The organism is Vibrio sp. T20, assembly GCF_007858795.1.
GTDB lineage: Bacteria > Pseudomonadota > Gammaproteobacteria > Enterobacterales > Vibrionaceae > Vibrio > Vibrio satsumensis.
Genome location: NZ_VFEB01000061.1, coordinates 163,333 through 187,089, shown reverse-complemented (window position 1 = coordinate 187,089; position 23,757 = coordinate 163,333). Strand labels below are relative to the sequence as shown.

The following is a 23,757-nucleotide window of genomic DNA, read 5'->3' as shown; positions in this document are numbered from 1 at the left end:
AAACAACAAGCCCATTTACATTTTGAAACCACATTAATAATGTGTTGAAAATTGCATGAGACAATCACACAGGAAGCGTGACATGACCCTAACCATCAAAAACCGCCTTTATATTCTCTCTTTCATTCCACTACTACTAATGGCAATTGGGATGATGAGCGTGACGTATATGAAGAGCACCGAGCTAACCGCACAACAAGTAGAATCGACGCGTAGCAATATGATGGCGATGAAAGAAAAGGAACTCAAAGCGTATCTGCAAATGGCTCAATCTTCTATCAGCCCGTTCTTGGAAAGAGGTGCAACATTAGAAGAAGCCTTACCAACGTTAAGAACACTCGAATATGGCGAATCTGGCTACATCTTTGGCTATGACTCTAAAGGCGTTCGAGTTGTTGTTGGGCAAAATAACGATGGCATTGGTAAAAACTATTACGACCTACAAGACAAAAAAGGCAATTACCTGATTCGTGACCTCATCAAGAACTCAAAGCTTGGCGAATTCACCACTTACTACTTTCCAAAACTTGGTCAATCTGAAGCCTTACCAAAACTGAGCTACTCGATATTCATCCCACAATGGGATTTGATGCTCGGCACCGGTTTTTATACTGACGATATTGATGCGGTCATCGCAGAAATGAAAGAGAGCTCGAACGCTGCGCTGCAAAGCTCACTCACTGCCATTGCTATTTTCTGTGGCTTAATCGCTCTTGTGGTTGCCGTGTTTGCAGTCGCAGTGAACCGCACAATTATGAAGCCACTTGAACAGTTTGACCGTTCAATCAGCGCGTTTGCGAGTGGTGAAGCCGATTTAACCGCGCGAATGGAAACCTTCAAAGCACCCGAGTTCACTAAGCTCAGCGAGAACTTCAATGCCTTTGTAGCAAGCCTGCAAACCATCATTCGCAGCGTCAGTGATGTAGGCCAGCAAGTGGTAGCCGAAACGTCTAGCATGTCTTCTCGCGCAGCTCAGGTGGACGAAATTGCCACAGGCCAACGTGAAGAAACAGAACAAGTTGCTACGGCGATGACTGAGATGACCACAACCGCGCAAGAAATCTCAAGCAACGCAAGCCAAGCGGCGGATTCAGCGAAGCTTGCAGAAGGCAACGCAAAAGAAGCACAACAAATCGTAAACGCAGCTGCAGATTCGGTGGCCGGACTTGCTAGCGAAGTCTCAGAAGCCAACACTGTGGTATCGCGTTTAGAAGGCGATGTTCAGAATATCTCATCTTCATTGGCGGTTATCCAAGACATTGCAGAACAAACTAACCTACTTGCATTGAATGCCGCAATTGAGGCTGCTCGTGCTGGTGAACAAGGTCGTGGTTTTGCAGTTGTTGCGGATGAGGTTCGTAAGCTGGCAAGCCGAACTCAAGAGAGCACGGGCGACATTCACAAGATGATTGAGCAGCTCAAAGCCGCTTCAGACGCCGCGGTAAAAGCAATGGATTCAAGCCAAAACCGTAGTGCTCAAACGGTGGAAGAAGCAAACGCTGCTGCCGCGGCGCTGGCGAAAATCCAAGAGTCAATCGATACCATCATGGACATGAACTCGCTTATTGCTACAGCAACTGAACAGCAAAATATTGTGGGCCAAGAGATATCTCAACGCATTGTGGTGATTTCAGATCAAAGCTCGCAATCGGCTGCACTAGCAAACCAAAACCGTGCAGGTAGCCAAAACCTCAACAGTCGTGCCAATGAGCTGTACCACTTGGTGGATCGCTTCACAGTCTAATGTCGAGCAGGTGAACACTCCTCAACGTTCAAAGCTATCCTCTCTAAAGTAATCGGGCTTCAGAATCTCTATTCTGAAGCCCGTTTTTTATCGGTGGAGGCTTTAGGTCATAAACTAATCCAACTGCTCAGAAAGGAAGTCCACCAGCAAGCGCACCTTAGAAGATAAGTTACGATTCTGTGGATAAAGTGCCCAAATACCCTCTTTGTCATCACGATAATCAGACAACACTTCAACCAACTCACCAGACTCAAGGTCTTCACTCACATAATATTCTGGTAATTGCACTAAACCGATGCTTTGCTTGGCTGCATCTAGCAAAGCCAAACCACTATTGCACTTGATACGTCCATTAACTCGCACTGCTCGTGGACGTTTGTTTTCTTTAAAACGCCAATGCTCAAAGCCACCCACTAGACATTGGTGGTTACTCAGCTCCGAGAGTGTATGAGGCTCACCATAGCGTTCGATGTACTCAGGGCTAGCACACACATAAAGTTGTCGTTGAGATAGCTTTTTGGCTACGAGGCTAGAATCTTCTAATCGACCGAGACGAATTGCCACATCAACACCTGAGTCGATAAGATCAAGCTTTTGGTTTGTTAACATAAGTTCTAGTTCAACTTGCGGATACAGTTTTAAAAACTTATGCAGAATCGGAGCCAGTTGACGTTCACCATAAGTCACTGGTGCCGTGACTTTCAAAAGCCCTTTTGGGGTGGATTGCATTTGAGTAACAGCAAGCTCAGCAATTTCTAATCCTTCAACCAATAATTTACATTGTTGGTAATAAAGTTGTCCGGCTTCAGTTAGAGAGACTTTACGTGTAGTTCGATTCAATAGTTTGACCGCTAGGCGCTCTTCTAAGTTAGCCACTCTTCGGCTGATTTGAGCAACTGACGTAGCAAGCTTCTGCGCCGCTCCCGTAAAGCTTTCACGCTCCGCCACGGCAACAAACTCACTTACCCCTTCCCAATTGGCCATACTTTTACCCTATGTTTAACGATGGTTACCCATACAGTGTATTGAAGATATATATCAGTGTCACCTTACTTGATATGCGTTACGCATAAATATTCGCTAGCCACAACTGATTAAAATAACGCCAACCAATACCTGACATTTCTCAAAACTCCTTACTGAACACTAACAAAATCGTATTGTCCTCTGACACTCATCCAACCACTTAATTGGTAAGTTGGTTCTGTACCGGAACACAGGTACTTCAATAAAGTAAGGGGTACTCCTATGAAAAAATTAATCATACTTGCGTCAACTCTTGTTCTCAGCACTACAGCGTTTGCAGCAACTAAAACAACGATTCAAGAAACAACGCTAAAATCTGATACATTTGTTACTGAAGCGGAAGCATACGATGCAGGCACGAACCTTATGGATGAGTTAAGCGCAAAAACACCTTTTGAGCTTTCAAGAGAACTGCCACAGTTCCAACAAACAACCAAATACGATTCGTTCAAGATTGATGATGCGAATATGGAAGTGAAGAAAATCACTAACATGAGCGGCGACATCCACTACCAAGCGAACGTAAAAGTTGACTACCGTTACACATATAAAGACGGCCGTAGCAGCTAATACCGAACGATTAATTAGGTCTCAAAACCGACCTAGCATCTAAAAGAAAGCCCGTACTCATTGAGCACGGGCTTTTTTGTCGTTCAGCGCTGATTAATGGAATTCAAACGAACAACCAGTATCAGCTCATATTCGTCTGTTTAGCTTTGAAAATTAAACTTCAAACTGAGAAACAAGGCTATCAAGCGCTTCACACTGTTCTGCCAACGCCATACATGCGTTCTCAGCACTGCTCGCCATCTCTACCATTTGCACGGTGCTTTCTGCGATACGTTGGACGTTTTGATTCACTTCTTCCGACACTTGAGATTGCTGGGAAGCCGCTGTGGCAATCTGCGTGTTCATCTCATTCATCTTGCCAATTGAGTTACGAATCTCACTCAAGGAAGACGCCGCCGTTCCGGCTTGAACAATGGTTTTCTCGCCACTCACTTTGCTTTCAGTCATCACGCCAACCGCATGTTTCGCACCCACTTCTAAGCGTTCAATCATTGATTGGATTTCACCGGTGCTGTCTTGAGTTTTGCTCGCAAGCGCACGAACTTCATCTGCCACAACCGCAAAACCACGACCTTGTTCACCCGCACGTGCCGCTTCAATCGCCGCATTCAATGCCAACAAATTGGTTTGCTCTGCAATGCCTTTGATAACTCCCAAAATAGAAGCGATGTTCTTCACATCGGTATCCAACTCTTGCACCACACCACCCGCATTTTCAATATCTTGCGCTAAACGCTCAATTGAAGTGACGGTTAAACCTAATGTAGTATCCGCAGATTCCACTTCATGGTTTGCTACATTGCTTGCTGTGGCCGCATCCAGTGCGTTACCGCTGACCACTTCACTGGTCGCTTGCATTTCATGTACTGCCGCAGCCACTACTTCACTTTCTTGTTGTTGATTAGCAGAGAAAAGAGCAACACTTTGAGTCAATGATTTGATGTTTTCCATCTCTGAACGAACCGCATTTGACGCTAAGATAACTTGCTCAACTGTCACGTGAATCTTACCGACAAATTGATTAAACGCAGAGCTCAAACGTGCAATTTCGTCATTGCCCTCAACATGCATACGCTGTGATAAATCGCCGTCGCCAGAAGCAATCTCGCTCATCGCTTTTTCGACATTTTGAATTGGACGAATAATAAAACGATTCGACAGCCACATCGCAAACAACGCCGCTAAGATAGCAACCGCCATACCCACTTCAATGATCAACTTACTTGATTCAATCGAATCGTCGGCTTGTTGGCGAAGCTCTTTCTGCTTCAGTTCAATCAGAGTTCGGATATCACGCAGTTGCTTACGAATAGTTGCAAACTCAGCATCTAATGCAGGTGAGTAATCAATATTGTATTGGTCTGCGTTTGCTGGATCAGCGAACATTGGCTCGTGCAGTGCCACCCACTTGCTCATCGCATTAACAAGCTTTGATAACTCATCACGTGAAGATGGATCCAACACGCCCGCTTGATATAAGGTTTCAACACTTTGAAAACGAGGAACCGCTTTGTAAGCGTTGTCTTTAAATTCAAACTTTTGGTACTCGATCGCCGCTTGGTCTTTAGCAAGCAACAGACCTTGTGCCGAAGCGATAATCTGGTAGATATCTCGGTAGCCATCTTCTAGGTTATCTAGGACTGGCTGAACCACATTATTGAGCTCGTTATTAATCGCAGCTTGAGCATTTGATCTGATAACGTTGAGCACAGTAACAGTAGAAAAAACAATCACAATCACAAACAGCGGGATCGCGATTTTACTCTTAATCGAAAGATTATTGATATTCATTGGGATTAATAACCACACTTCAAATAGGGATGCGCGCGCAATATACAGCACACATATGAAGTCTCGCTAAGGATTTGTGAGCCTCATCTCATAGCAAACGATATCGTCAAATTTCGTGGTGATTATTCGACCATAGCTCAACTCCCAAACGTTAAGGCATGCTCTGATTTAGACTTATTTTCCGCTGATACACGCAAATACTGGAGAAGTGTGAGAAATAACACCATAATGTAGGGCTCTAAAATAAGTAGGTAAGAACATGAAAATTTGTGGTGTTGAAATCAAAGGTAACGATGCAGTCATCTGTCTTCTTTCTCTATCAGATGGTGTATTTAACATTCCTGATTGCCGAGTTTCTAAAGTTTCAATTAGCGACGCAAACGACACACAGAATATGAAAGACTTTCAATTCTCTTTTGCAAAGTTAATGGAAGATTACCAAGTAGATAAAGTTGTAATTCGTCAGCGCCAAACTAAAGGCAAATTTGCTGGTGGTGGCTTTGGTTTCAAACTAGAAGCAGCAATTCAACTGATCGACGGCCTAGACGTAACCGTTGTATCACCGGCTGACATCAAAGAGAGCCTTAAACGTAACCCTCTAATGATGAAGTTCAAAGAAACTGGCCTTAAACAATACCAAGAAGCGCCGTTTACTACGGCATACGCTTGCTTGATGAAGCGCTAATAAAAAGTCGCTAGCCAATATTTGATACAGAAAGAGCCTGAATATTCAGGCTCTTTTTTGTTTCTAGTAATCAGCTTTAAGTAGAATTAGTTTGCTATACAGACTACCTCTCTAACGCTGTTCGTCTGCGGACCTTAATTAACTCCGGCTTCCTCACCACCAAATACACAGCTGTTGCTGACAACGCGAAGCCCATTGCCCCGTAGAAGTCGAACGATTCCCCAAAGATGAGCCAGGCTTGAATTGCTGTCGTCGGTGGCACCAAGTAAAACACCGATGCCACACTTGAAGATGCACCGTGCTCTACCATGTAAAGCAGTAAAAGGATGGCAACACAAGACAGAACTACCACCAGCCAGATTAGAGTCAACGTGAATTCTACAGTCCAGTTCACTTGCATCGTTTCGTAGCGCATTGCGAACGGTAGAAACAGAGCAGCAGAAGCCAAATATTGGACCATCGCACCGCCGACCATATCTGTCCCCTGACAGAAGCGCTTCTGATACAGAGTGCCGCAGGTAATACCCACTAAAGAAACCAAACACAATAACGTTGCCAAGCCTTTTTGGTCGTCTGACTGCCATTCAATATTGCCCATCAACACCAAACTGATACCCGCAAAACCAAGCGCTAATCCCAACCACTGTGCAAAATTAAAACGCTGCGAAGTACAGCTGATCATAATCAATGCGGTAAGAATCGGTTGCAAGCCAACAAGTAGAGAACTCAGCCCGGCGGGCATACCCATATCAATCGCCAGATAGGTGCCACCAAGGTAGAAACCATGAATCAAGATGCCAACCACACAAGCGTGGAAGAATGCGCGACCACGAGGGATACGACGCTTAAGGATTGCAATCAAAACCAAGAACAGCGCCACGTTGGCTACCATCCTCAGTGAAAGTAATGTTGCGGGTTCGGCGTATTCCACACCAAGACGTGCGCCAACAAAGCCTGACGACCACAATATTACAAACACAAACGGAATCATTTTAATCAGCATTACAAACCTCTGGTCAACTCTTCATCAATGCTGCTACCTTAGTTGGGTACAGATAACTAATAAAGACACAGATATAACACTTTAAATGGTTACAGATTAAAAGTGAGCACGAGGGAGAATAACGTGGAAGCAGAAGTCAGCGGCAATAAATACCTTGCTACCGAACAACATATTAAGGCTCAGATCGATAAAGGACTCTTTCATCCAGACGATCGCCTTCCCTCAATTCGTCAGTTAAGCGAACAGCTTGGCGTGAGTAAAAATACCGTGATTCGTGCCTACCAAGAACTGGAAGCGACAGGCTGGGTTTACTCAGTACCTAAATCTGGCTATCGCGTGAAAGCACCCAACACCACAAGCTGGGATTCGCCAAACCAACCTCAAAAAGTTGACCTGTTGTCGGTCACCAAGTCTGTACTCTCTCGTCCAAAAGGTCGTCTGAAGTTGCTGGCAGGCTCAGCACACCCGAACATCAACAACCCTGCGATTCGTAGCTTGTACGCCGAAATCGGTCGGCATAGCCGTTTGCAAACTCAGCTTCCCGGTTATTACCAACTGCCTCCTGGAGACGAGCAGTTAGTAAAGCAATTGTTAAAGATCACCCATGATCTTGGTGTGCCTGCGGGATCGAAAGAGATTGCGATTACTCATGGTGCTCAACAGGCGATCAGCCTGGCTCTGCGTGCGCTCACCAAGCCCGGCGACATAGTGGCCGTCGAGTCACCATGTTACTTCGGTAATCTACTTTTACTTGAATCGCTTGGCTTGCAAGTCCTTGAAATTCCAAGCAGTGTTAGCCACGGTATTGATATTCCATCACTACAGAGCGCGTTAGACAAATGGGAAGTGAAAACCTTACTGCTAACGCCAAACTTTACCAACCCGACAGGCTCTAGAATGCCTCTTGCTAATCGAAAATCCTTGTTGGAGATAACCGGATCTTTGCCTATTATCGAAGATGATGTTTTCGGCAGCTTAGCGTTTGACGCACCAATTGCCAGCCTCAAAGAGCTTGATGATCAAGATAGAGTTATCTACGTCAACTCATTGTCTAAAACCTTAGACTCACGCTTGCGAATCGGTTGGTTGCTGTCCGGGCGCTACCAACCTTTGGTCGAAAAGTACCTTTTATGCGACAACATGGGCAGCTCAAACCTGATGCAATCGGCAGTGGGGCAGTTCCTCACCACAGGCAAATACCGCAGTCACCTTTCGAAAATGAAACGGCTTTACCAAACCAATCAAAAGCAATTCCAAAGCCTTTTAATTCAAGCATTAGATAGCCACCCTCACCTTGTCGGGCGCTACCACTTATCAAGACCTGAAGGCTCTTTTTTAAACTGGATAACACTGCCTGAGTCAGTCGATAGCTACGCGGTCTATCAAGACTGTTTAAAGCATAAGTTGGGGATTTTACCCGGCACAGTGTTTGGGACGAATGACCAATATAAACATTGCCTTCGCTTCACTGTCGCCAATATTGAAGAGAGCAAAGAGTGGAAAGAAGGGGTAGTGACACTAGCGAAGATAATCGCTAAGCATACACACTAGAGAGTGTCAGGCCTGCCCTAGATACCGTGATAATCATTAATAAGGTTTGACCTTATTAACATTTTCAACAGCAAAGATTCGCTACACTCGCAGCCTTTCTATGCCTAGCGGAGTCCGACGTGGCAACTATCAAAGATGTAGCGGCACTTGCCGGAGTTTCAACAGCAACCGTTTCACGAGTAATGAACCGTACCTGCTATGTCGAACCAATCACGTTAGAACGTGTAGAACGAGCAATCAAAGAACTCAATTACCATCGTGATGCACGAGCAACCGCTCTGGCGAATCGAAGTAGCAACACCTTAGGTTTATTAACCGGCAATTTAGCTGACCCTTTCTTTGCACTAGTTGCAAAAAGTGTTGAAGAAGTTGCCCGCACCAACGGCTATCAACTGGTTGTAGTTAGCGGCGGCCACAATGCTCAGCGCGAGAAAGAAGGTCTCGACTTTCTTATCAGCCAAGGCTGCGAGGCGATGGTGGTTCACTCAAAAATGCTCGATGACGCGACGCTATTACGCTACACCGCTCAGTTACCCGCGATGGTACTACTCAACCGCACCATCGCCCAAGTATCGAACCGCTCAGTATGGGTAGACAATAGACTAGGTACTCAAGTATCAGTGCAACACCTGATCAAGCTTGGGCACAGAAAAATAGCTTATGTGTCCAGCGACCTGCCCATTCAAGACAGAACCGATAGATTGGAAGGCTACCGAGAGGCCATGAAAGCGGCCAATATCGAAATACAACCCAACTGGATCATCAGCCAAAACTTTAGTGAGTCAGGCGGTGAAGCGGCTGGCGACATCTTGGCGAGTCAATGTCCTGAGGTTACCGCAGCTGTCACCTTTAATGATGTGATGGCCGCAGGCTTAATGACCAGCCTGCAAGACCAAGGTATCTCTGTACCCAACGATATTTCGGTGATCGGCTTTGATGACGTCTTACTCGCTCGCTACCTTTATCCTCGATTAACCACAATGCACAATCCTATTGATGAAATGTCGACCTACGCAGCCAACCTCGCAATTAAGTTAAAGTCAGCGGGTTACGTACCGCCAACACAACATAAATTCGAAACAACCTTGGTTGAAAGGCAGACCGTTAAGCCAATCAAGCGCTAAAATCAGACAAAACGTGACCGAAATCTCATGTACGAACCTCATGTAACCGCTTACATGAAAACAGTATTGAAGTCGCACTTTCATTGTTAGAGCCCACTTATTATCCATTCCGAACAAACCCTACATTCACCTGAGGACAACAAATATGAATAACTCAAAGCCTCTACCATCGTTCGGATTAGCACTAGCACCTATAGCCGTTATGTTTGCGTTGCTTGCTATTGGATACGGTGTTTTAGGACTTCGCATTGAAGTGCTACTACTGATTTCTGCAACTTTCACTGCATGCATTGCTTGGAAGATGGGCTATAACTGGGATGACATCATCAACGCCATTGTTGAGAAACTTGCTAAAGCCATGCCCGTCATTTTGATTTTAGTTTCCGTAGGCGGCCTCATTGCCAGTTGGATGATCAGCGGCACCATCCCATACATGGTTTACTGGGGGCTTAAAGTCATCAGTGCTGAATACATCCTGATCGCCGCATTCTTCGTAACTTCTATCGTCTCGGTATGTACTGGTACTTCATGGGGTTCTGCAGGTACGGTTGGTGTTGCATTGATGGGGGTTGCGGCAGGTTTAGACGTGTCACTTGCTGCCGCAGCGGGTGCTGTTGTATCTGGTGCTTACTTTGGCGACAAGATCTCGCCTCTTTCTGATTCCACAAACTTTGCACCTGTCGTTTCAGGCACCACACTGTACGAACACATTCAGCACATGCTTTACACAACACTACCGGGGTTTGTGATTGCTTCTGTTGTCTTCTTCTTTGCAGGACAAAGCGCTGATGTGGCAAACATTGGTCAGCCAGAGAAAGTAACGCAAATCCTTGCGGGGCTAGATAGCCTTTATAACTTCAGTATCTTCCTTATCATCCCACCAGTTATGATCCTATGGGGTGCATTAACTAAGAAACCCGTTCTACCACTAATGTTAGGAGCTTCAGCACTAGCGATTGTACTGGGAATGGTTCTACAAGGATTCTCTCTACAACAAGGCTTCCAAGCTTATGTCGACGGCTTCAATGTTTCATTGTTTGAAGCAAAAGGAACAGTGACTGATGGGCTAATCCCAGACGTATCAAAACTGCTTAACCGTGGTGGCCTGTTCTCAATGATGAGCACCATTCTACTGGTGTTCTGTGCCTTCTCTTTCGCTGGTATTTTAAGCCTGACGGGCGCGTTGAATGTGGTACTGGGTCGATTCCTACATCTCATCCACTCAACAGGCCAACTTATCGCATCAACTGTGATTGCAACCATCACAGTAGTCTTCACGACCTCTGACGGTAAATTAGCACTTCTTATTCCAGGCGAACTGTTCCAAAACGCTTACCGCAAGATGGGCCTCGACACCAAAAACCTATCTAGAACCATCGAAGATGCAGGCACAATCATCGAACCACTGGTTCCTTGGACTGCGGCAGGTATTTACATGGCAAGCACACTAGGTGTTGCGACGCTAGATTACCTACCTTGGGCAATCCAATGTTACACCGGTGTCGTTTTCGCTCTGATTTATGGCTTCACTGGGTTTGGTATTGCACGCGCAAAGCCTGAACAGTCAGAAAACTCCGTAGAAACTTTTCTAGCTCACAGCACTAAATAAGGCTCACATCCTATGAATTCTTTCGACAATACGATTAACCGCCGAAATACAGGGTCGGTAAAGTGGGACTTTATGGAGCAGAAGCTTGGCTTAGAAGGCTCCGAGTTGCTGCCAATGTGGGTGTCTGACTATGATTTCCAAGCACCTCAACAAGTATTAGATCGCTTAGCTCAAGATATTTCGCATGGTATTTTTGGTTACTCAGAACGTCAAGACGACTACTACCAAGCCGCGATTGATTGGTTTAAAAAACAACATCAAACAGAAATCAAACGAGAGTGGATCACCACGATACAAGGCGTTTTGCCCGGTATTGCTATGGCGTTGCAAATGCTCACACAAGTGAATGACCAAATCGTTATTCAAAGCCCGGGCTACGGTTCATTCCGTAAGATCATCGAACTGAATGATCGTAAGGTGTTGAACAACCCATTGATTGAATCAGAAGGTCACTACCAGCTTGATTTCGCACATTTGGAAGACTGCTTTGCGAGTGGAGCCAAAGCGTTGATTTTCTGCAACCCACACAACCCAACAGGCCGAGTATGGAGCGAACAAGAGATCCTGCAAGTTGCCGAGCTTTGCCAAAAACACGGTGTATGGCTAATCAGTGATGAAATTTGGAGCGACCTAGCGCTAGCATCCAACATATTCAATTCAACATTGAAACTACCAAGTTCGCTAACCGACAAACTTATTGTGGCGACTGCGGCCAGTAAAACTTTTGGCTTGTCATCATTAAGAATCTCTAACTTCATCATTCCAAATGCAGAATTGAAAGAGCAGTTTGTTCGCCGTTTAGATGCTCATGGCATGGATTGCTTCAACAACCTATCAATGTCCGCTGCGACCACGGCATATCAAGAGTGTGATACTTGGCTAGCGGACTTAAAGCAATATTTGCAAGGCAACATCGAAACGCTGCATGGATTCTTGAAAGCAGAACTACCTCATGTTCGCTTTGTAAAACCTCAAGCGACTTACCTCGCATGGCTTGACTGCCGAGCAATGGAAATAAGTGACACTGAGCTTGAGAAAAAACTCATTGCAGCCGGAATTGTACCGAGTATGGGTTGTGCCTTTGGAGAGGAAGGTTCTGGGTTTATCCGTTTGAACCTAGGGTGTCCTGCTGAAGTATTAAATGATGCATTGGTACGACTTAAGGCAGCATTAAACGCCAATTAATAGGCAATGAAATTACTTAATCCGATCAATCAACAAAGCCCAATAGGAAACACCTATTGGGCTTTCTCTACTTCTCAATTTTTATTTCAAGCAACTACCAATATTCAGCATGAGCCAAGCCTTTAACGCAATTCGATTTTTCACTTGTTACTTTAACTTCACCGCCAATCAACGACTGAGCCAACCAACCGTGAGGGAAACTCAATTTAAATGGCGCAGGGATCTGCTCAACGGTAATTTGCCCAAAGCCAACTTTGGAATAGTAACTAGGGTCACCGTATGTCACAGCAAGTTCAACGCCCTGCTCCTTAAGAACCTGTAAACCAAAGTTAATCAGCTTTTGGCCAATACCACGTTTTTGAACCTGAGTACTCACCGCTACTGGTGAAAGCAAATATGCCTTCGTTTCATCGTCAAATGAAAGTGGTGTAAAGATAATCGCGCCTATAATCGTGCTATCCGTATCTGACTCACTAGAATCATCTGCAGCAACAAAGCAAAGTAGCTCTGTCGAATCCGTGATCGTTAAAAGATCGTTAGCAAGCTTACCCACTGTTTTACCTTCGTTCTCGCCTTCTGCATCGGTAAAGGTTTGAGTAAAAAGGCGAGTGATAGTTTCGATCTCGCTTGAATCATATTGTCTAAATTTCATGGTGTTCTTCACTTAATGTACTTTCTTCAACACAAAAAAATGATAATCAAAATCACGCGGCCCAGAGCCTTGAGAACCTTCTGAAAGGTCACTCTTAGGTTTACTGTTATTGAAGAATTGTTTAATTTCATTGTCGCAATCTGCGAGCGCTTTAGAATTCGGCATCGTCGCTTTCAAAGCCTCGACTTGCTTTTGTAAAGGCAGGTAATAGGCGAGCCAACCGGCGTCGCTCATCGCGAAGTCATCCAATACTTGATAACCCTCTGCTTTTGCTTGTTTAATTCGCTCAGGTACCGTCGTCATGTCTGGGTATTCTTTCTGCCAGAATGCTTTGACTGGTTCGCTCGGGTTCTCGGTGTTCCACACCAAATCATTCACGACCAATATGCCCTCATCAGTAAGTAACTTTCGCCACTGTTTAAGTGCTTTCTGGACACCCATGATGTAGGCACTGCCTTCTGACCAGATCAGGTCGAACGACTTCGCTTCAAACGGTAAATCCATCATGCTTGCGCACACGGTTTGAACATTACTTTCTAAGCCAGATGCCTGTGCTTGCTGAGTCAGAATATCTAAACTAGGTTGATCGTTGTCTACCGCTGTTATCTGCACATCCGCTTGATGTTCTTTAATGGCTCTCGCTAACACAGTTGTTGCAATGCCCTTGCCACAACCAATCTCAAGTACCTGTTCCGGTGAACTAGGCACTTTGACCAATACCTCTAAGGTATCTTCAGCCGTTCCTGGTCCTAAGCGCTCTAAGCCCTCGAAGATGGCGCCAAAATCCGCCATATATTGTTCATGTTCATTCATGTCTTTCGATAACCACTTCAATCGCAGCGCCTGTTTCTCATCAAAACCCTGCTTAATTAACCAATCGAGGTGTGCATCTGGCGCAATTTTGTCCATCGACTCATGCCACTCTTCTAAGCCGCTCTCACCCAGCATTGCTGCTAATAAATCTCGTGAACGTTGTTTTTGCACAAGCTCTTCGTCCAGTTGCTTAAGACGATTTTCCAACAAGCCACGTTCTATCTTTGCATCTAAACAAGCTTGGCACTCTTTAAGCGTTAACCCGCCCGCTTGCAGCTGCTGTAACAAACGAACACGCTGCAGATCCTTTTCAGAAAAAAGGCGATAACCATTACTCTGGCGTTGAGCTTCAATCAAACCTAGCTTGCCGTAATACAACAATGTGGAGCGACTCAGGCCAACAAGTTCAGCTAATTCAGATATGCGATACATGCACTTCTCCCTCATTTCTATCTATAAGGTAAACTATGAAGCTATAGTCAGGTCAATACGAAATTATACTTCATGCCCCTCTTTTCCTAGTTTCCCGCCCTTAAGCTCAAATTGGAAAGGTCTCTAAGTACCTATTTCAACCATAGAAGGCTAGTTACCAACATTACTCAACCAGACTTAGAAAAAGTAAGATATGAACTTGATGAAATAAAAACAAACCATTCAAAAAACATACTTTTTACTAGCTAAGTGGATCTACTTCTAAATCGTTCAATAATTAACAAATGTTAACCAAGCGCTAAATAAAATCACCAGACGAATACATACAGGGAGCACCAATAACAAGTAAAAATCTCTTCGTAACTTTTTTAGAAAAAATCAAAATTTATTAGAAATTAACCCCTAATTTTACTGAGTAATTTGTTAGGCTTGGCAACAAATATTTACAATCCAAATAAAAACTAATTGGATAGCTAGAGGTTGTTTTTCTTGAATATGAAATTATTCGGCAGTTCCCTAATCCTTTCGGGAACTGCATTAGGGGCTGGTATGTTAGCCATCCCAATGGTATTGGCCCAATTTGGGTTCATGATCAGCTCGGTGCTGATGCTACTTATCTTTATTGGCACCACCTACTCTGCACTTCTGCTGGCAGAAGCGTGTACAAAAACCAAAGACAACAGTGGAATGAGCAGTGTTGCTTACCTAACTCTGGGCAGCAAAGGGAAACATTTTATCAATGCACTCTTCTACCTGCTGTTGGTATGCATGCTCATCGCTTATATCTTGGGTGTTGGTGACATCATTCACAAACTACTACTCGATGTTGGCGTAGACGTATCTGCATCTGTTGCCTATACCATTTTCAGCCTATTAATGGGTGTAATTGTAGTATCGGGTAAATCCTACATCGACAAACTGAATCGCGGACTATTCATCATGATGGTAGTCATGCTGTTTATTGTGATTGCTTCTCTATTTAGCAACATTCGTTTGGATTACCTAACTCAAACTAGCAACTACACAGCCAACGATGTCGTTCAATACAGTGCGGTTATCTTTACCAGTTTTGCCTCTATGGTGGTAATCCCGTCACTGGTTATCTACAACCGAGAAGCCACTCAAAAGCAGATCCGCAATATGATTTTGCTAGGCTCTGTGATCCCGCTAGTGTGCTACCTAACTTGGTTATTCGCGATTATCGGTAACCTTGGCACAGATGCGATCAGCCAGTTCCACAATATATCTGAGTTGATCTCTGCGTTTAGCGGGCAATCTGCTTGGCTAAAAGTAGTGATTGCACTGTTCTCAGCTCTAGCGTTAGTGACCTCTTTCCTTGGTGTATCTATGGCGCTTTACGACCAAAACAAAGATGCCGTCACCAACAATAAAGCGTTGGCTTATGCTCTAACCTTCATCTTACCTTTGGTATTAGCCGAGCTGTTCGCTAGCCAGTTTGTAAGCATGTTGGACTACGCAGGTATGGTGCTGGTGTTCCTAGCTATCTGGGGCCCACTCGCAATGGTGGTTAAAGTTCGTAGACCTGACTTCCCTCATCTACAAACTGAAGGCAGCTATACCGCAGCCGGTGGCGACACGGCATTGATGGCAACATTCGGCTTTGGGGCGTTGATTTTTATCTCTTGGTTTATGGGGTAGAGCTTATGGGTTAGCCCAAACATTGCTGATAAAAAAACCCGTGAATCCTAAGATTCACGGGCTTTTTAGTTTTTACTAAGGCGGCTCTAATCGAACCGCCGTTGGCTGTTTTTAAAAGGTTAACTCTTAAACGTATTCGAGAGCTCTTTCAGCGATGTTGCCAATTCAGCTTGTTCTTTCGCTGTCGCAGCAATTTGCGTTGCACCGGTCGTAGATTCTGTCGACTTCTGTTCGACAGCCACAACGTTCTGAGCAATATCTTGAGTCACTACCGCTTGCTCTTCGGTTGCAGTCGCAATCTGCTCTGTCATACTGAATATCTCGCTCACAGCGCCTGAAATATCTTGCAGCGTCTGCTCTACGCCTCGAGAATCCTCCACCGCTCTTGAAGACATCTTCTTGCTATTATCAATTACATTAAACGCAGTTTGTACATCTGATTGTAGAGAGCTAATGAAGCCTTCAATCTCCAAGGTAGATTCTTGGGTACGTTGTGCCAAAGTACGTACTTCATCTGCAACCACGGCAAAACCACGGCCTTGTTCACCAGCACGTGCTGCTTCAATCGCTGCGTTTAGTGCGAGTAAGTTGGTTTGGTCAGCAACCGACTTAATCACATCAATCACGCTGTTAATGTTATTGCTACTTTCGTGTAGATGAGTGATTTTTTCAGCGAGGCCGTTAATCTCAGAAGCCAAGATCTCAATCGATTGGTAAGAGTGCTGAACCGTGCTCAAACCTGCTTGTGATTGTTCATTAGCCAATTTAGCTGAGCTTGCTGTTTGCTGAGTTTTAGCCGCGACCTCGTTCACCGTTGCCGATAGCTCCTCTGTTGCTGTCGCAATCAAACCAATTTGGTCTTGCTGCTCAACCAAGGTGTTGGAGTTGTATTGGCAAGTTTGCGCCGTCTCTTCAGCTGCAGAAGCAAGTGTCAAGCTAGACTGAGACAAGTTATCTATTACCTGAGAGAATTTCTCTAACGTTTCGTTGAGAGACGAAGAGATATGCCCTAGCTCACTCTCTCCTAAATACTTAGCTCTCACCGTTAGGTCATTATCATCACGAACAACAGAAAGTACTGAGGTTAGATTTTTTACTCGGAGCGTTAGGTCTGTAATCACTTTAAAGCTAACAAAGGTCGCAAAGAAAGTAATTGCAACAAATACCGCAATACTTGCAAACATCGCAGATTGAGCTTCACTCGCCTTGTTTTCAGTCAACGCGATAAGTGATTCAGCCAGTTGATTCTCCGTTTTCTTTAACTGAACAATACGAGCAGTTGATTGCGCGAACCAATACACAGGGTCTACATCAAAACCTCTCATTTTTGATTCAGCCACATCACGAAGCTTCTCGACTTCCGCGACCGAACGGTCATTTAATTGTTGTTGAAAGAAGCGAACGTTGTCTGGGTTACCCAGAACTTCAAAGTTCGAGAAATACGTGTTTTGCTGTGTCACCAAAGAGATGAACTTAACCAGCATACCTGGGCCAAACTCATTTTTAGAAAAAGTGTTATTTAGGACAGCACGCTCGATACCAGCTCGCTCTTTGCCTTGCAAGAAGTTGTAATAAGCGATGGTTTCCGTAGTGATGGTAGCATCGGAGCTTAACTCAGCAATTAAAGCTGATACGCTGAGCAGTTTTGCATTCAGTTTAGTGTAGTAACCTAAAGCCTCTGAAAGTGGGATCGACTGAGAATCAACACGATTACGAATAGACGTAATTTGATTTAGGCTTTGGCTGATTTCAGTGTTCAGACGGGAGATCTGGGGTAAGTCGATTTCTGCAGACTGCCAGTACTCAGCTCTCTGATTGCGTCTGTTATCCGCACTTGTTCTTTGCGCTCGCAGCTCACTAACAAACTTCGTACCTTGTGAGCCGATAAAACCTGCCGTCATACCGCGTTCTTTTTGTAGCTCATGTACAAGTTCGCTGTACACAACCGACAAACGAGTCAGTTGGTTTAATGACGACATTTCGCTGGTCGTTTCTACGCTTTTAGAAATCGTAGAAGCACTCAGCCATAGAAACCCTAAGATCGGTAAAATAAGCAAAGCGATGATTTTTTGCTTAAAAGACATATCGGTTAATTTCATTGTTATTTCCTAGCAGCTAACGAATCTTTATCTGTAATGTAATTAGACACACTTCTAAAACGGTGTACTTTTACTAAGATCATATAATCTTTAGTTTTATCAATTACCGTGTCATGTTATCGGCAATCGATAACGCTAGCATTTAACCTTACAAAATTCATTGGTTTATTTATAAATCTGTTAGCTATGCAACCTTATCGAACACAAAAACCGTGCAACAACATATTCCCGACGCAAGTGACTGAAAAATGACGCTTTTTATTAATACTAAAGGGGTAGGGAAACACTCAGGTTCGGCTGATTACTCACTACATATTAAGCAGCAACTATGTATAATGCCGCCCCGAAAAGTTAACAATTCAATCAACTAAAAAGCATAACCTGAGGTATTTATGGACTGTCCAGCTTGCGAAGAACACATTGGATGGGAGTGGGTAGAAGAGGAAGCCATCGAGCCCAATGAAGAGTTCGACTGCCCTGAATGTGAAGCAACTTTGATGTACACCATCGACGAAGGCACCTATTACGGTGCGCAACATAAAACCGTCGAAGTTGTCGACGACTAGCCTTCATCAGACATTGAGAAATATTTCACCGTAGAAGCTGTCAAAGCTCGTCATAAATTGCATTCAATCAAGCGCCTTATGCACCAGTAAGGTGCAAGACCGGCAATTAAGTCGAGCAAAACATACCTTTACTGGAACGAACGTTCAGCATAAAATATTGAACATATGTTCAGACTAATGAAGTAGATGTTATGGCCAAGACCGCGAAGTTCGATAGACAGGATGTAGTAGATAAAGCAACGAACCTGTATTGGGAAAAAGGCTTTCATGCGACTTCTATGCGTAATCTGCAAGACGTGATAGATATGCGTCCGGGTAGCATCTACGCGACTTTTGGCAGCAAAGAAGGTTTGTTTAAAGAGACGCTGGCTCGCTATACCGAACTTGGCATTCTTAATTTGAACCGCTTCCGCAGTGAAACTGACTCACCAATCAAAGCGCTAGAAAACTTCGTAAAACGTGCGGTGGTTGAATCTAAACAAAGCGCGCCAAACGGCATGTGTATGTTGGCTAAAACGGTAGCCGAGCTGACCGATGAGCACGCAGAGCTATTAGCAGAAGCGAAGAAATCACTTAAGATCATGGAAGGCGAATTCGCCAAGTTGATTGCAGAAGCACAAGATCTTGGTGAGATCAGCAAAGAGCGCGAGCCGACTCAACTAGCTCGTCATGTTCAGGTTCAAATCGCAGGCCTGCGTACCTACGCGAAAACCTGTGACGACATCGATTTACTTAACTCAATGGTTGAAGACGTATTTAAGTATCATCCTTTCTAAAAGCTGAGCTTGTTTTAGAAGCCATACAAAAAGACTCCACTGTTAGCCAAATGCTAGAGCGGAGTCTTTTTAGTTTTGATCTACTTAACTTTATAGATGATTAACTTTAGTGTTTAAGGGTTATACCTTTCTCATGATCAGCGCCTGTGCATTAAGCATCGCCTCTTTGGTGCTGACATCTAAGGTTTTCACATTCGCAAAGCGCTCGACTTCCTTAATCGCCACGTCATGAGCAAAGATCACCAACCTCGCCCGCTCAATGTCTTTCTGTGTAATGCGATTGCCGATTCCGTTGGCCCCCTGCGTTTCGACTTTAATCCGTACCCCAAGATGATGAGCCGCCTTTTCCAAAGACTTAGCCGCAAGAAACGTATGAGCAACACCAGATGGACAAGAAGTGATCGCGAGTACATCCGCTTGCCCTTCTTCGGTCACCGAACCACCCGCAAACTGATTAGAGCGAGCCTCACCTTCGACCACATTCTTTTTCAGCAATATTACGATTAAAGCCGTGGTAAGAGCCCCCGCGAGTGTGCCAATGATATAGCCAATCTTGCCATCCACAACAGGTAGAACAATCCAACCGCCCCATGGTGCATGGTTTACCACATGGAACATAAAACCAACTACGTTACCGACAATACCACCAGCCACAACTGCAGGTAGAACACGTGCAGGATCGGCAGCAGCAAATGGAATCGCACCTTCACTGATGCCGATCATTCCCATGATGCCTGCGGCTTTGCCGGCTTCGCGTTCGTCTCGTTTAAACTTCTTCGGCGATATAAAAGTCGCCAGAGCCATGCCCAGTGGTGGCGTACAAATCGCAATGCCAACGCCACCCATCAACCAAGGCTGGGTATTTACCTGCGTTTGAGCAAACAGCGTTGCGACCTTGTTGATTGGGCCACCCATATCAAAGGCCGTCATAGCGCCTAAAATACTGCCGAGCACCATTTTTCCCGAGCCTGCCATGCCAGTCAGCATCTGGTTCATCTCAAGCATCACTTGTGCAATCGGCGAGCCAATCACCCACATCACAGCGCCACAAGTGACGAAAGTGCCGACGAGTGGATAGATGAAGATAGAGCTCAACGAGATCATACTGTCTGGCAGTTTGATCTTTTTCAGTAGGTTAACCACAAAACCGGCAAAGAAACCGACCACAATCGCACCGAGGAAGCCGGTATTGTATTGATTCACCGCCACCCAAGAACCAATCATGCCCGGAGCTAAACCGGGTTTATCAGCCATTGAGTACGCGATGTAGCCGCCTAGAACGGCAGTAAACAGGGTTAAGCCTGCGATCCCCATCTGTGCGATGTCTGCTAACACACCACTTTCAGGCACAGCACCATGACCCGACATCATCACCGACAAAGACAGCAACACCCCACCCGCGACCACAAAGGGAATCATATGCGAGGTGCCGTATAACAAGTGTTCTTTGAGACGATTCAGAGACTGCGCCCAAGGGCTGAGCGGCTCGACATACACTTCATGATAGCTAGAGGCATAGCTATCGAAAGAGTCAGAATTGACTTCGAGAAACAGTTCTTGAGCCTCTTCAACCGACTCCACTGCCTTTAATTTTGTAACAAAGCCATCTTCAATCAGTTTGGTAGAAATCTGTGCCAGCACCTCAATATGATGGTCGTCGTTGTTATCAGGTGAAGCGAGCATAAAGAACACATCAGACAGTTCACCGCCATCAGCACCATAATCTATGCCCGTTCGGCTGATGCCCACAGCAACAGCAGGCTTTGCAACGGCAGTACTTTTCGCATGTGGAATCGCAATACCATCATCAAAACCGGTATTACCAATAGCCTCACGCTTCCAGATATCATCAAGGAATTCACTTTTATTCGAGAGCTTACCAGCGCGATCGAGTAACTCGACTAGCTCTTCAAATACTGCCTGTTTTGAGTCTGCTTGCAAATCTAAGCAGATAATCTCGGGCTCGATAATGTTAGTGATATCCATGTTTTACTCTGCCTCGCCTGATTTCAGACTGAAGTAATTAGGTTCTTCCGACCTAAATTAAAATTCGATGTTAATAGGATGAAAAGATTAGCGGTGTGTCAGCGATCATCATATAGGACGAAAGGTGCATTAACTGGATTATTGTAACCAAGAACTCAGAGTGTGACGTCCACCTTAGAATAAAAAACGCCAATCCATAAAATCCACAGAACCCATAAACGTATCGCCCCTACTGTATGCTCCCGGTCTATACTGGGTTTTCCCATACGAGAGAGTAAAGTGGCGAGATTAAGCCGAGAATAATAATGAAAATTGTAGCGGTAACTGCGTGCCCTACAGGCATTGCGCACACCTATATGGCAGCTGATGCATTAAATAAAACAGCCCCTAAATTCAACGTTTCAATCAAGGTTGAAACACAAGGCGCTATGGGTATTGAAAACTTACTCTCTGCACAGGACATTAGCCTCGCAGACAAAGTGTTGATCGTCTCTGATATCGACATTGAACAACCAAGCCGCTTCGACCCTGCTAAAACCTTATTCATTCCTATGGAAGAGGTGCTGTTAAGCGTCGACAAGGTTTTTATTAAGCATTGTCGAGCTTAAACCTTTCATGAATGAATATCAGATTACCTTCTTCGTTGACGATCCTGCCGCGAACTCACACGTCGCGCAGCCACTTAGCCGCTTGGCTAAAAAATTCAAAAGTACCATCCGTATTATCAACATCACTCAAAACCGAACCGCCGATCTCTCCAAATCTGTCGCGATGTTACAAGTGGGTTTACTCCGAGGGGATTTGTGCCAGATTACCGCTGTGGGTATTGATGCAGAGCTGGCCTGTTTCGTTCTTAAAGACGTGATTGCCGAGCATTACGCTATGGTTGGTTCGCAAGTGAATCATGAGTTCTCCAAGGATCTAATCCAGCGCATGCCGCAGATATGTCCACCTTGTGAGATCAATTGGCATCATGCTAAAGCTCAAACCCAACTGACTAAATTTGAATGCCTAAAAGGGCTCGCTCATCTAGTGTATCCACAAGATCCGGATGAACTGATTCTGGCGTTTATTAAACGAGAAGAACGCTCCTCTACCTGCGTTTCACCGGGGATCGCGCTGCCACATGTGATGTTTGAATCAACGCAGGATCTTTCGATTGCCGTCATAGTCAGTGACGACCCGATTGATTGGGCCTCACGTATTGGCGAAGTACACGTTGCTATCGCGTTAGTGCTTCCAACTAAGCCACAACGAGAGCACATTGTGGCGGCCACTAACCTAACCAGAAACCTGCTTCACGATCAGGTTAATGAGCGTTTACAAAAGACTCGAAGCAGTGTCGACCTACAGGCCCTATTGATGTACATCTCTTCACGTCTGATTTAGTTCATCAAATAGCTTGGAGCTAGATAGACCCTCGATATTCGGTTGGGGTTTTTCCTGTTCGGTTTTTAAAGACTCGACAGAAGTAGTTCACATCTTTGAAGCCGCAACGAACTGACACTTCATTGAGTTTGAAGTTGTACTTTTTGAGCATGAACTTGGCGCGGTCAACTCGGACACGAGTGATGTACTCGGCCAACGTCATGTGGCCTTGTTGGCGGAACATTCGCGACAAGTGGTTCGATGAAATGCTAAAGCGCGAGGCGATGCTGTCTCGGGTGATTTGGCGGTGGAAGTTCTCTTGAATGTAGATACAAATCCCCTGATACACATCCTGAACTCGGCTGTGAGATTTTTCGACAGGCGCATCCAACATCGTCTTACTGTATTGAAGTAGCGCTTGCAGCAATAACTCATCCATAGGCTGCTTGTTACTCTCCCTCGCGAGTGAGCTGAGCGCTTCTAGAATGTTATCAATCGCAAAACCAGAGCGAGTCTGAATACTGTGCTTTTGAATATCGTAAAAACTCTCCTCACCTTTGCGTTTTCTCACCAAACTTAAACCCAGCTGACGACGACCAAACAACATACTCAATACCGAACAGTCGGTGTCCCAATTGGGTTTATTCCAACAGTTGGGTGGGATGAAAATCGCGTCTCCGGCTTTGGCTATAACGTTGGTGATCTTGCGGTCATGGCTTTCCATTTCATTAATATACTCTCCGTCTAGCACCAGCTCTAAGCGCGGAAAGTTCACCTGATAACTACACGCTGAAGGTGTATGAAAATCTCCAGCAAACCAGATGTTATGAAACGGTTCTCGCTCATTTAACACAGACGAGATTAAGTCATGAAATATCATTATTCGAACTCTAGTGGGCAGCAATAAGGCTACGGGAATAGATATACCCCTTAGTGAAACATAGCGCTATTGAGCAAAATCACAATTTGAGATCTAGGTTACAAAAATCCAGTCACGGAAATAAATTTCCAGTAACGAAACTGACCTAGCACGTTCCTGCCCTGATAAACAAATACGCTACAGCCCTTATAAATAAAAGCCTCAACACATCTTAAACTCTGTCAACACCGCCCTAAAA

The 23,757-nt window shown here is 44.9% G+C and carries 20 protein-coding genes; 12 read left to right on the top strand and 8 right to left on the bottom strand.

From position 1 onward, the window contains the following. Nucleotides 1-82 precede the first annotated feature (82 nt). Nucleotides 83-1,744: a methyl-accepting chemotaxis protein gene (locus FTW16_RS05250; RefSeq protein WP_146490331.1), complete on the top strand. Its 1,662-nt coding sequence runs from the start codon at nucleotides 83-85 to the stop codon at nucleotides 1,742-1,744. 114 nt (nucleotides 1,745-1,858) lie between these two features. Here FTW16_RS05250 and FTW16_RS05245 read toward each other — a convergent pair whose 3' ends face one another. Continuing rightward, on the bottom strand, nucleotides 1,859-2,728 hold the full coding sequence (locus tag FTW16_RS05245; protein ID WP_060981068.1) for a LysR family transcriptional regulator: 870 nt from the start codon (nucleotides 2,726-2,728) through the stop codon (nucleotides 1,859-1,861). 264 nt (nucleotides 2,729-2,992) lie between these two features. Between FTW16_RS05245 and FTW16_RS05240 the strand changes: the two genes are divergently transcribed. Continuing rightward, the gene (locus FTW16_RS05240) at nucleotides 2,993-3,340 is read left to right on the top strand and encodes a DUF3316 domain-containing protein (protein WP_017076504.1); all 348 of its coding nucleotides are present in this window, start codon (nucleotides 2,993-2,995) and stop codon (nucleotides 3,338-3,340) included. Nucleotides 3,341-3,493: 153 nt separating this feature from the next. Here FTW16_RS05240 and FTW16_RS05235 read toward each other — a convergent pair whose 3' ends face one another. Beyond that, nucleotides 3,494-5,131 carry a methyl-accepting chemotaxis protein gene (locus tag FTW16_RS05235; RefSeq protein WP_146490330.1) on the bottom strand — a complete coding sequence of 546 codons (1,638 nt, stop codon included), beginning with the start codon at nucleotides 5,129-5,131 and terminating at the stop codon, nucleotides 3,494-3,496. Nucleotides 5,132-5,390: 259 nt separating this feature from the next. On the opposite strand from FTW16_RS05235, the gene FTW16_RS05230 reads away from it, so the two are divergent. After that, nucleotides 5,391-5,816, top strand: a complete 426-nt coding sequence (locus tag FTW16_RS05230; RefSeq protein ID WP_017069797.1) for a DUF3010 family protein — start codon at nucleotides 5,391-5,393, stop codon at nucleotides 5,814-5,816. 103 nt (nucleotides 5,817-5,919) lie between these two features. Here FTW16_RS05230 and FTW16_RS05225 read toward each other — a convergent pair whose 3' ends face one another. Then, nucleotides 5,920-6,819 (bottom strand): DMT family transporter, encoded by a 900-nt coding sequence (locus FTW16_RS05225; RefSeq protein WP_146490329.1) that lies wholly within the window; start codon nucleotides 6,817-6,819, stop codon nucleotides 5,920-5,922. Nucleotides 6,820-6,942: 123 nt separating this feature from the next. Between FTW16_RS05225 and FTW16_RS05220 the strand changes: the two genes are divergently transcribed. The 4 genes from FTW16_RS05220 to FTW16_RS05205 all read left to right on the top strand — a co-directional run bounded on the left by FTW16_RS05220 (nucleotide 6,943) and on the right by FTW16_RS05205 (nucleotide 12,288). Next, the gene (locus FTW16_RS05220) at nucleotides 6,943-8,370 is read left to right on the top strand and encodes a PLP-dependent aminotransferase family protein (protein WP_146490328.1); all 1,428 of its coding nucleotides are present in this window, start codon (nucleotides 6,943-6,945) and stop codon (nucleotides 8,368-8,370) included. A gap of 119 nt (nucleotides 8,371-8,489) precedes the next feature. After that, complete coding sequence (locus tag FTW16_RS05215) at nucleotides 8,490-9,494, top strand: LacI family DNA-binding transcriptional regulator (protein WP_019821382.1); 1,005 nt, start codon at nucleotides 8,490-8,492, stop codon at nucleotides 9,492-9,494. 145 nt (nucleotides 9,495-9,639) lie between these two features. Then, nucleotides 9,640-11,103: a Na+/H+ antiporter NhaC gene (gene nhaC, locus FTW16_RS05210; protein ID WP_146490327.1), complete on the top strand. Its 1,464-nt coding sequence runs from the start codon at nucleotides 9,640-9,642 to the stop codon at nucleotides 11,101-11,103. 12 nt (nucleotides 11,104-11,115) lie between these two features. Further along, nucleotides 11,116-12,288, top strand: coding sequence for a MalY/PatB family protein (locus FTW16_RS05205; protein ID WP_146490326.1), 1,173 nt, complete (start codon nucleotides 11,116-11,118; stop codon nucleotides 12,286-12,288). Nucleotides 12,289-12,382: 94 nt separating this feature from the next. Here the strand turns inward: FTW16_RS05205 and FTW16_RS05200 are convergent, their stop codons facing one another. Further along, nucleotides 12,383-12,952, bottom strand: a complete 570-nt coding sequence (locus tag FTW16_RS05200; RefSeq protein WP_146490325.1) for a GNAT family N-acetyltransferase — start codon at nucleotides 12,950-12,952, stop codon at nucleotides 12,383-12,385. Then, nucleotides 12,953-14,185 (bottom strand): MerR family transcriptional regulator, encoded by a 1,233-nt coding sequence (locus FTW16_RS05195; protein WP_146490324.1) that lies wholly within the window; start codon nucleotides 14,183-14,185, stop codon nucleotides 12,953-12,955. Nucleotides 14,186-14,680: 495 nt separating this feature from the next. Between FTW16_RS05195 and FTW16_RS05190 the strand changes: the two genes are divergently transcribed. Then, nucleotides 14,681-15,844, top strand: coding sequence for an amino acid permease (locus tag FTW16_RS05190; protein WP_146490371.1), 1,164 nt, complete (start codon nucleotides 14,681-14,683; stop codon nucleotides 15,842-15,844). Between the two features lie 119 nt (nucleotides 15,845-15,963). On the opposite strand, the gene FTW16_RS05185 is transcribed toward FTW16_RS05190, so the two are convergent. Further along, nucleotides 15,964-17,943 (bottom strand): methyl-accepting chemotaxis protein, encoded by a 1,980-nt coding sequence (locus tag FTW16_RS05185; protein ID WP_146490323.1) that lies wholly within the window; start codon nucleotides 17,941-17,943, stop codon nucleotides 15,964-15,966. 392 nt (nucleotides 17,944-18,335) lie between these two features. Between FTW16_RS05185 and FTW16_RS24455 the strand changes: the two genes are divergently transcribed. Both FTW16_RS24455 and FTW16_RS05180 read left to right on the top strand, forming a co-directional pair. Then, complete coding sequence (locus FTW16_RS24455) at nucleotides 18,336-18,509, top strand: hypothetical protein (RefSeq protein ID WP_186728027.1); 174 nt, start codon at nucleotides 18,336-18,338, stop codon at nucleotides 18,507-18,509. Between the two features lie 191 nt (nucleotides 18,510-18,700). Beyond that, entirely contained in the window at nucleotides 18,701-19,285 is a 585-nt protein-coding gene (locus tag FTW16_RS05180; protein ID WP_146490322.1) for a TetR/AcrR family transcriptional regulator, read from the top strand. A 120-nt stretch (nucleotides 19,286-19,405) separates the two neighbouring features. Here the strand turns inward: FTW16_RS05180 and FTW16_RS05175 are convergent, their stop codons facing one another. Further along, nucleotides 19,406-21,271 carry a fructose-specific PTS transporter subunit EIIC gene (locus FTW16_RS05175; RefSeq protein WP_146490321.1) on the bottom strand — a complete coding sequence of 622 codons (1,866 nt, stop codon included), beginning with the start codon at nucleotides 21,269-21,271 and terminating at the stop codon, nucleotides 19,406-19,408. A 305-nt stretch (nucleotides 21,272-21,576) separates the two neighbouring features. Here FTW16_RS05175 and FTW16_RS05170 point away from each other — a divergent pair, with 305 nt between their 5' ends. Next, a complete protein-coding gene (locus tag FTW16_RS05170; protein WP_146490320.1) occupies nucleotides 21,577-21,879 on the top strand; it encodes a PTS fructose transporter subunit IIB in 303 nt (100 codons plus the stop codon). 7 nt (nucleotides 21,880-21,886) lie between these two features. Then, the gene (locus tag FTW16_RS05165) at nucleotides 21,887-22,660 is read left to right on the top strand and encodes a PTS sugar transporter subunit IIA (RefSeq protein WP_146490319.1); all 774 of its coding nucleotides are present in this window, start codon (nucleotides 21,887-21,889) and stop codon (nucleotides 22,658-22,660) included. A 19-nt stretch (nucleotides 22,661-22,679) separates the two neighbouring features. Here the strand turns inward: FTW16_RS05165 and FTW16_RS05160 are convergent, their stop codons facing one another. Next, complete coding sequence (locus FTW16_RS05160; RefSeq protein ID WP_146490318.1) at nucleotides 22,680-23,519, bottom strand: helix-turn-helix transcriptional regulator; 840 nt, start codon at nucleotides 23,517-23,519, stop codon at nucleotides 22,680-22,682. Nucleotides 23,520-23,757: the final 238 nt, after the last annotated feature.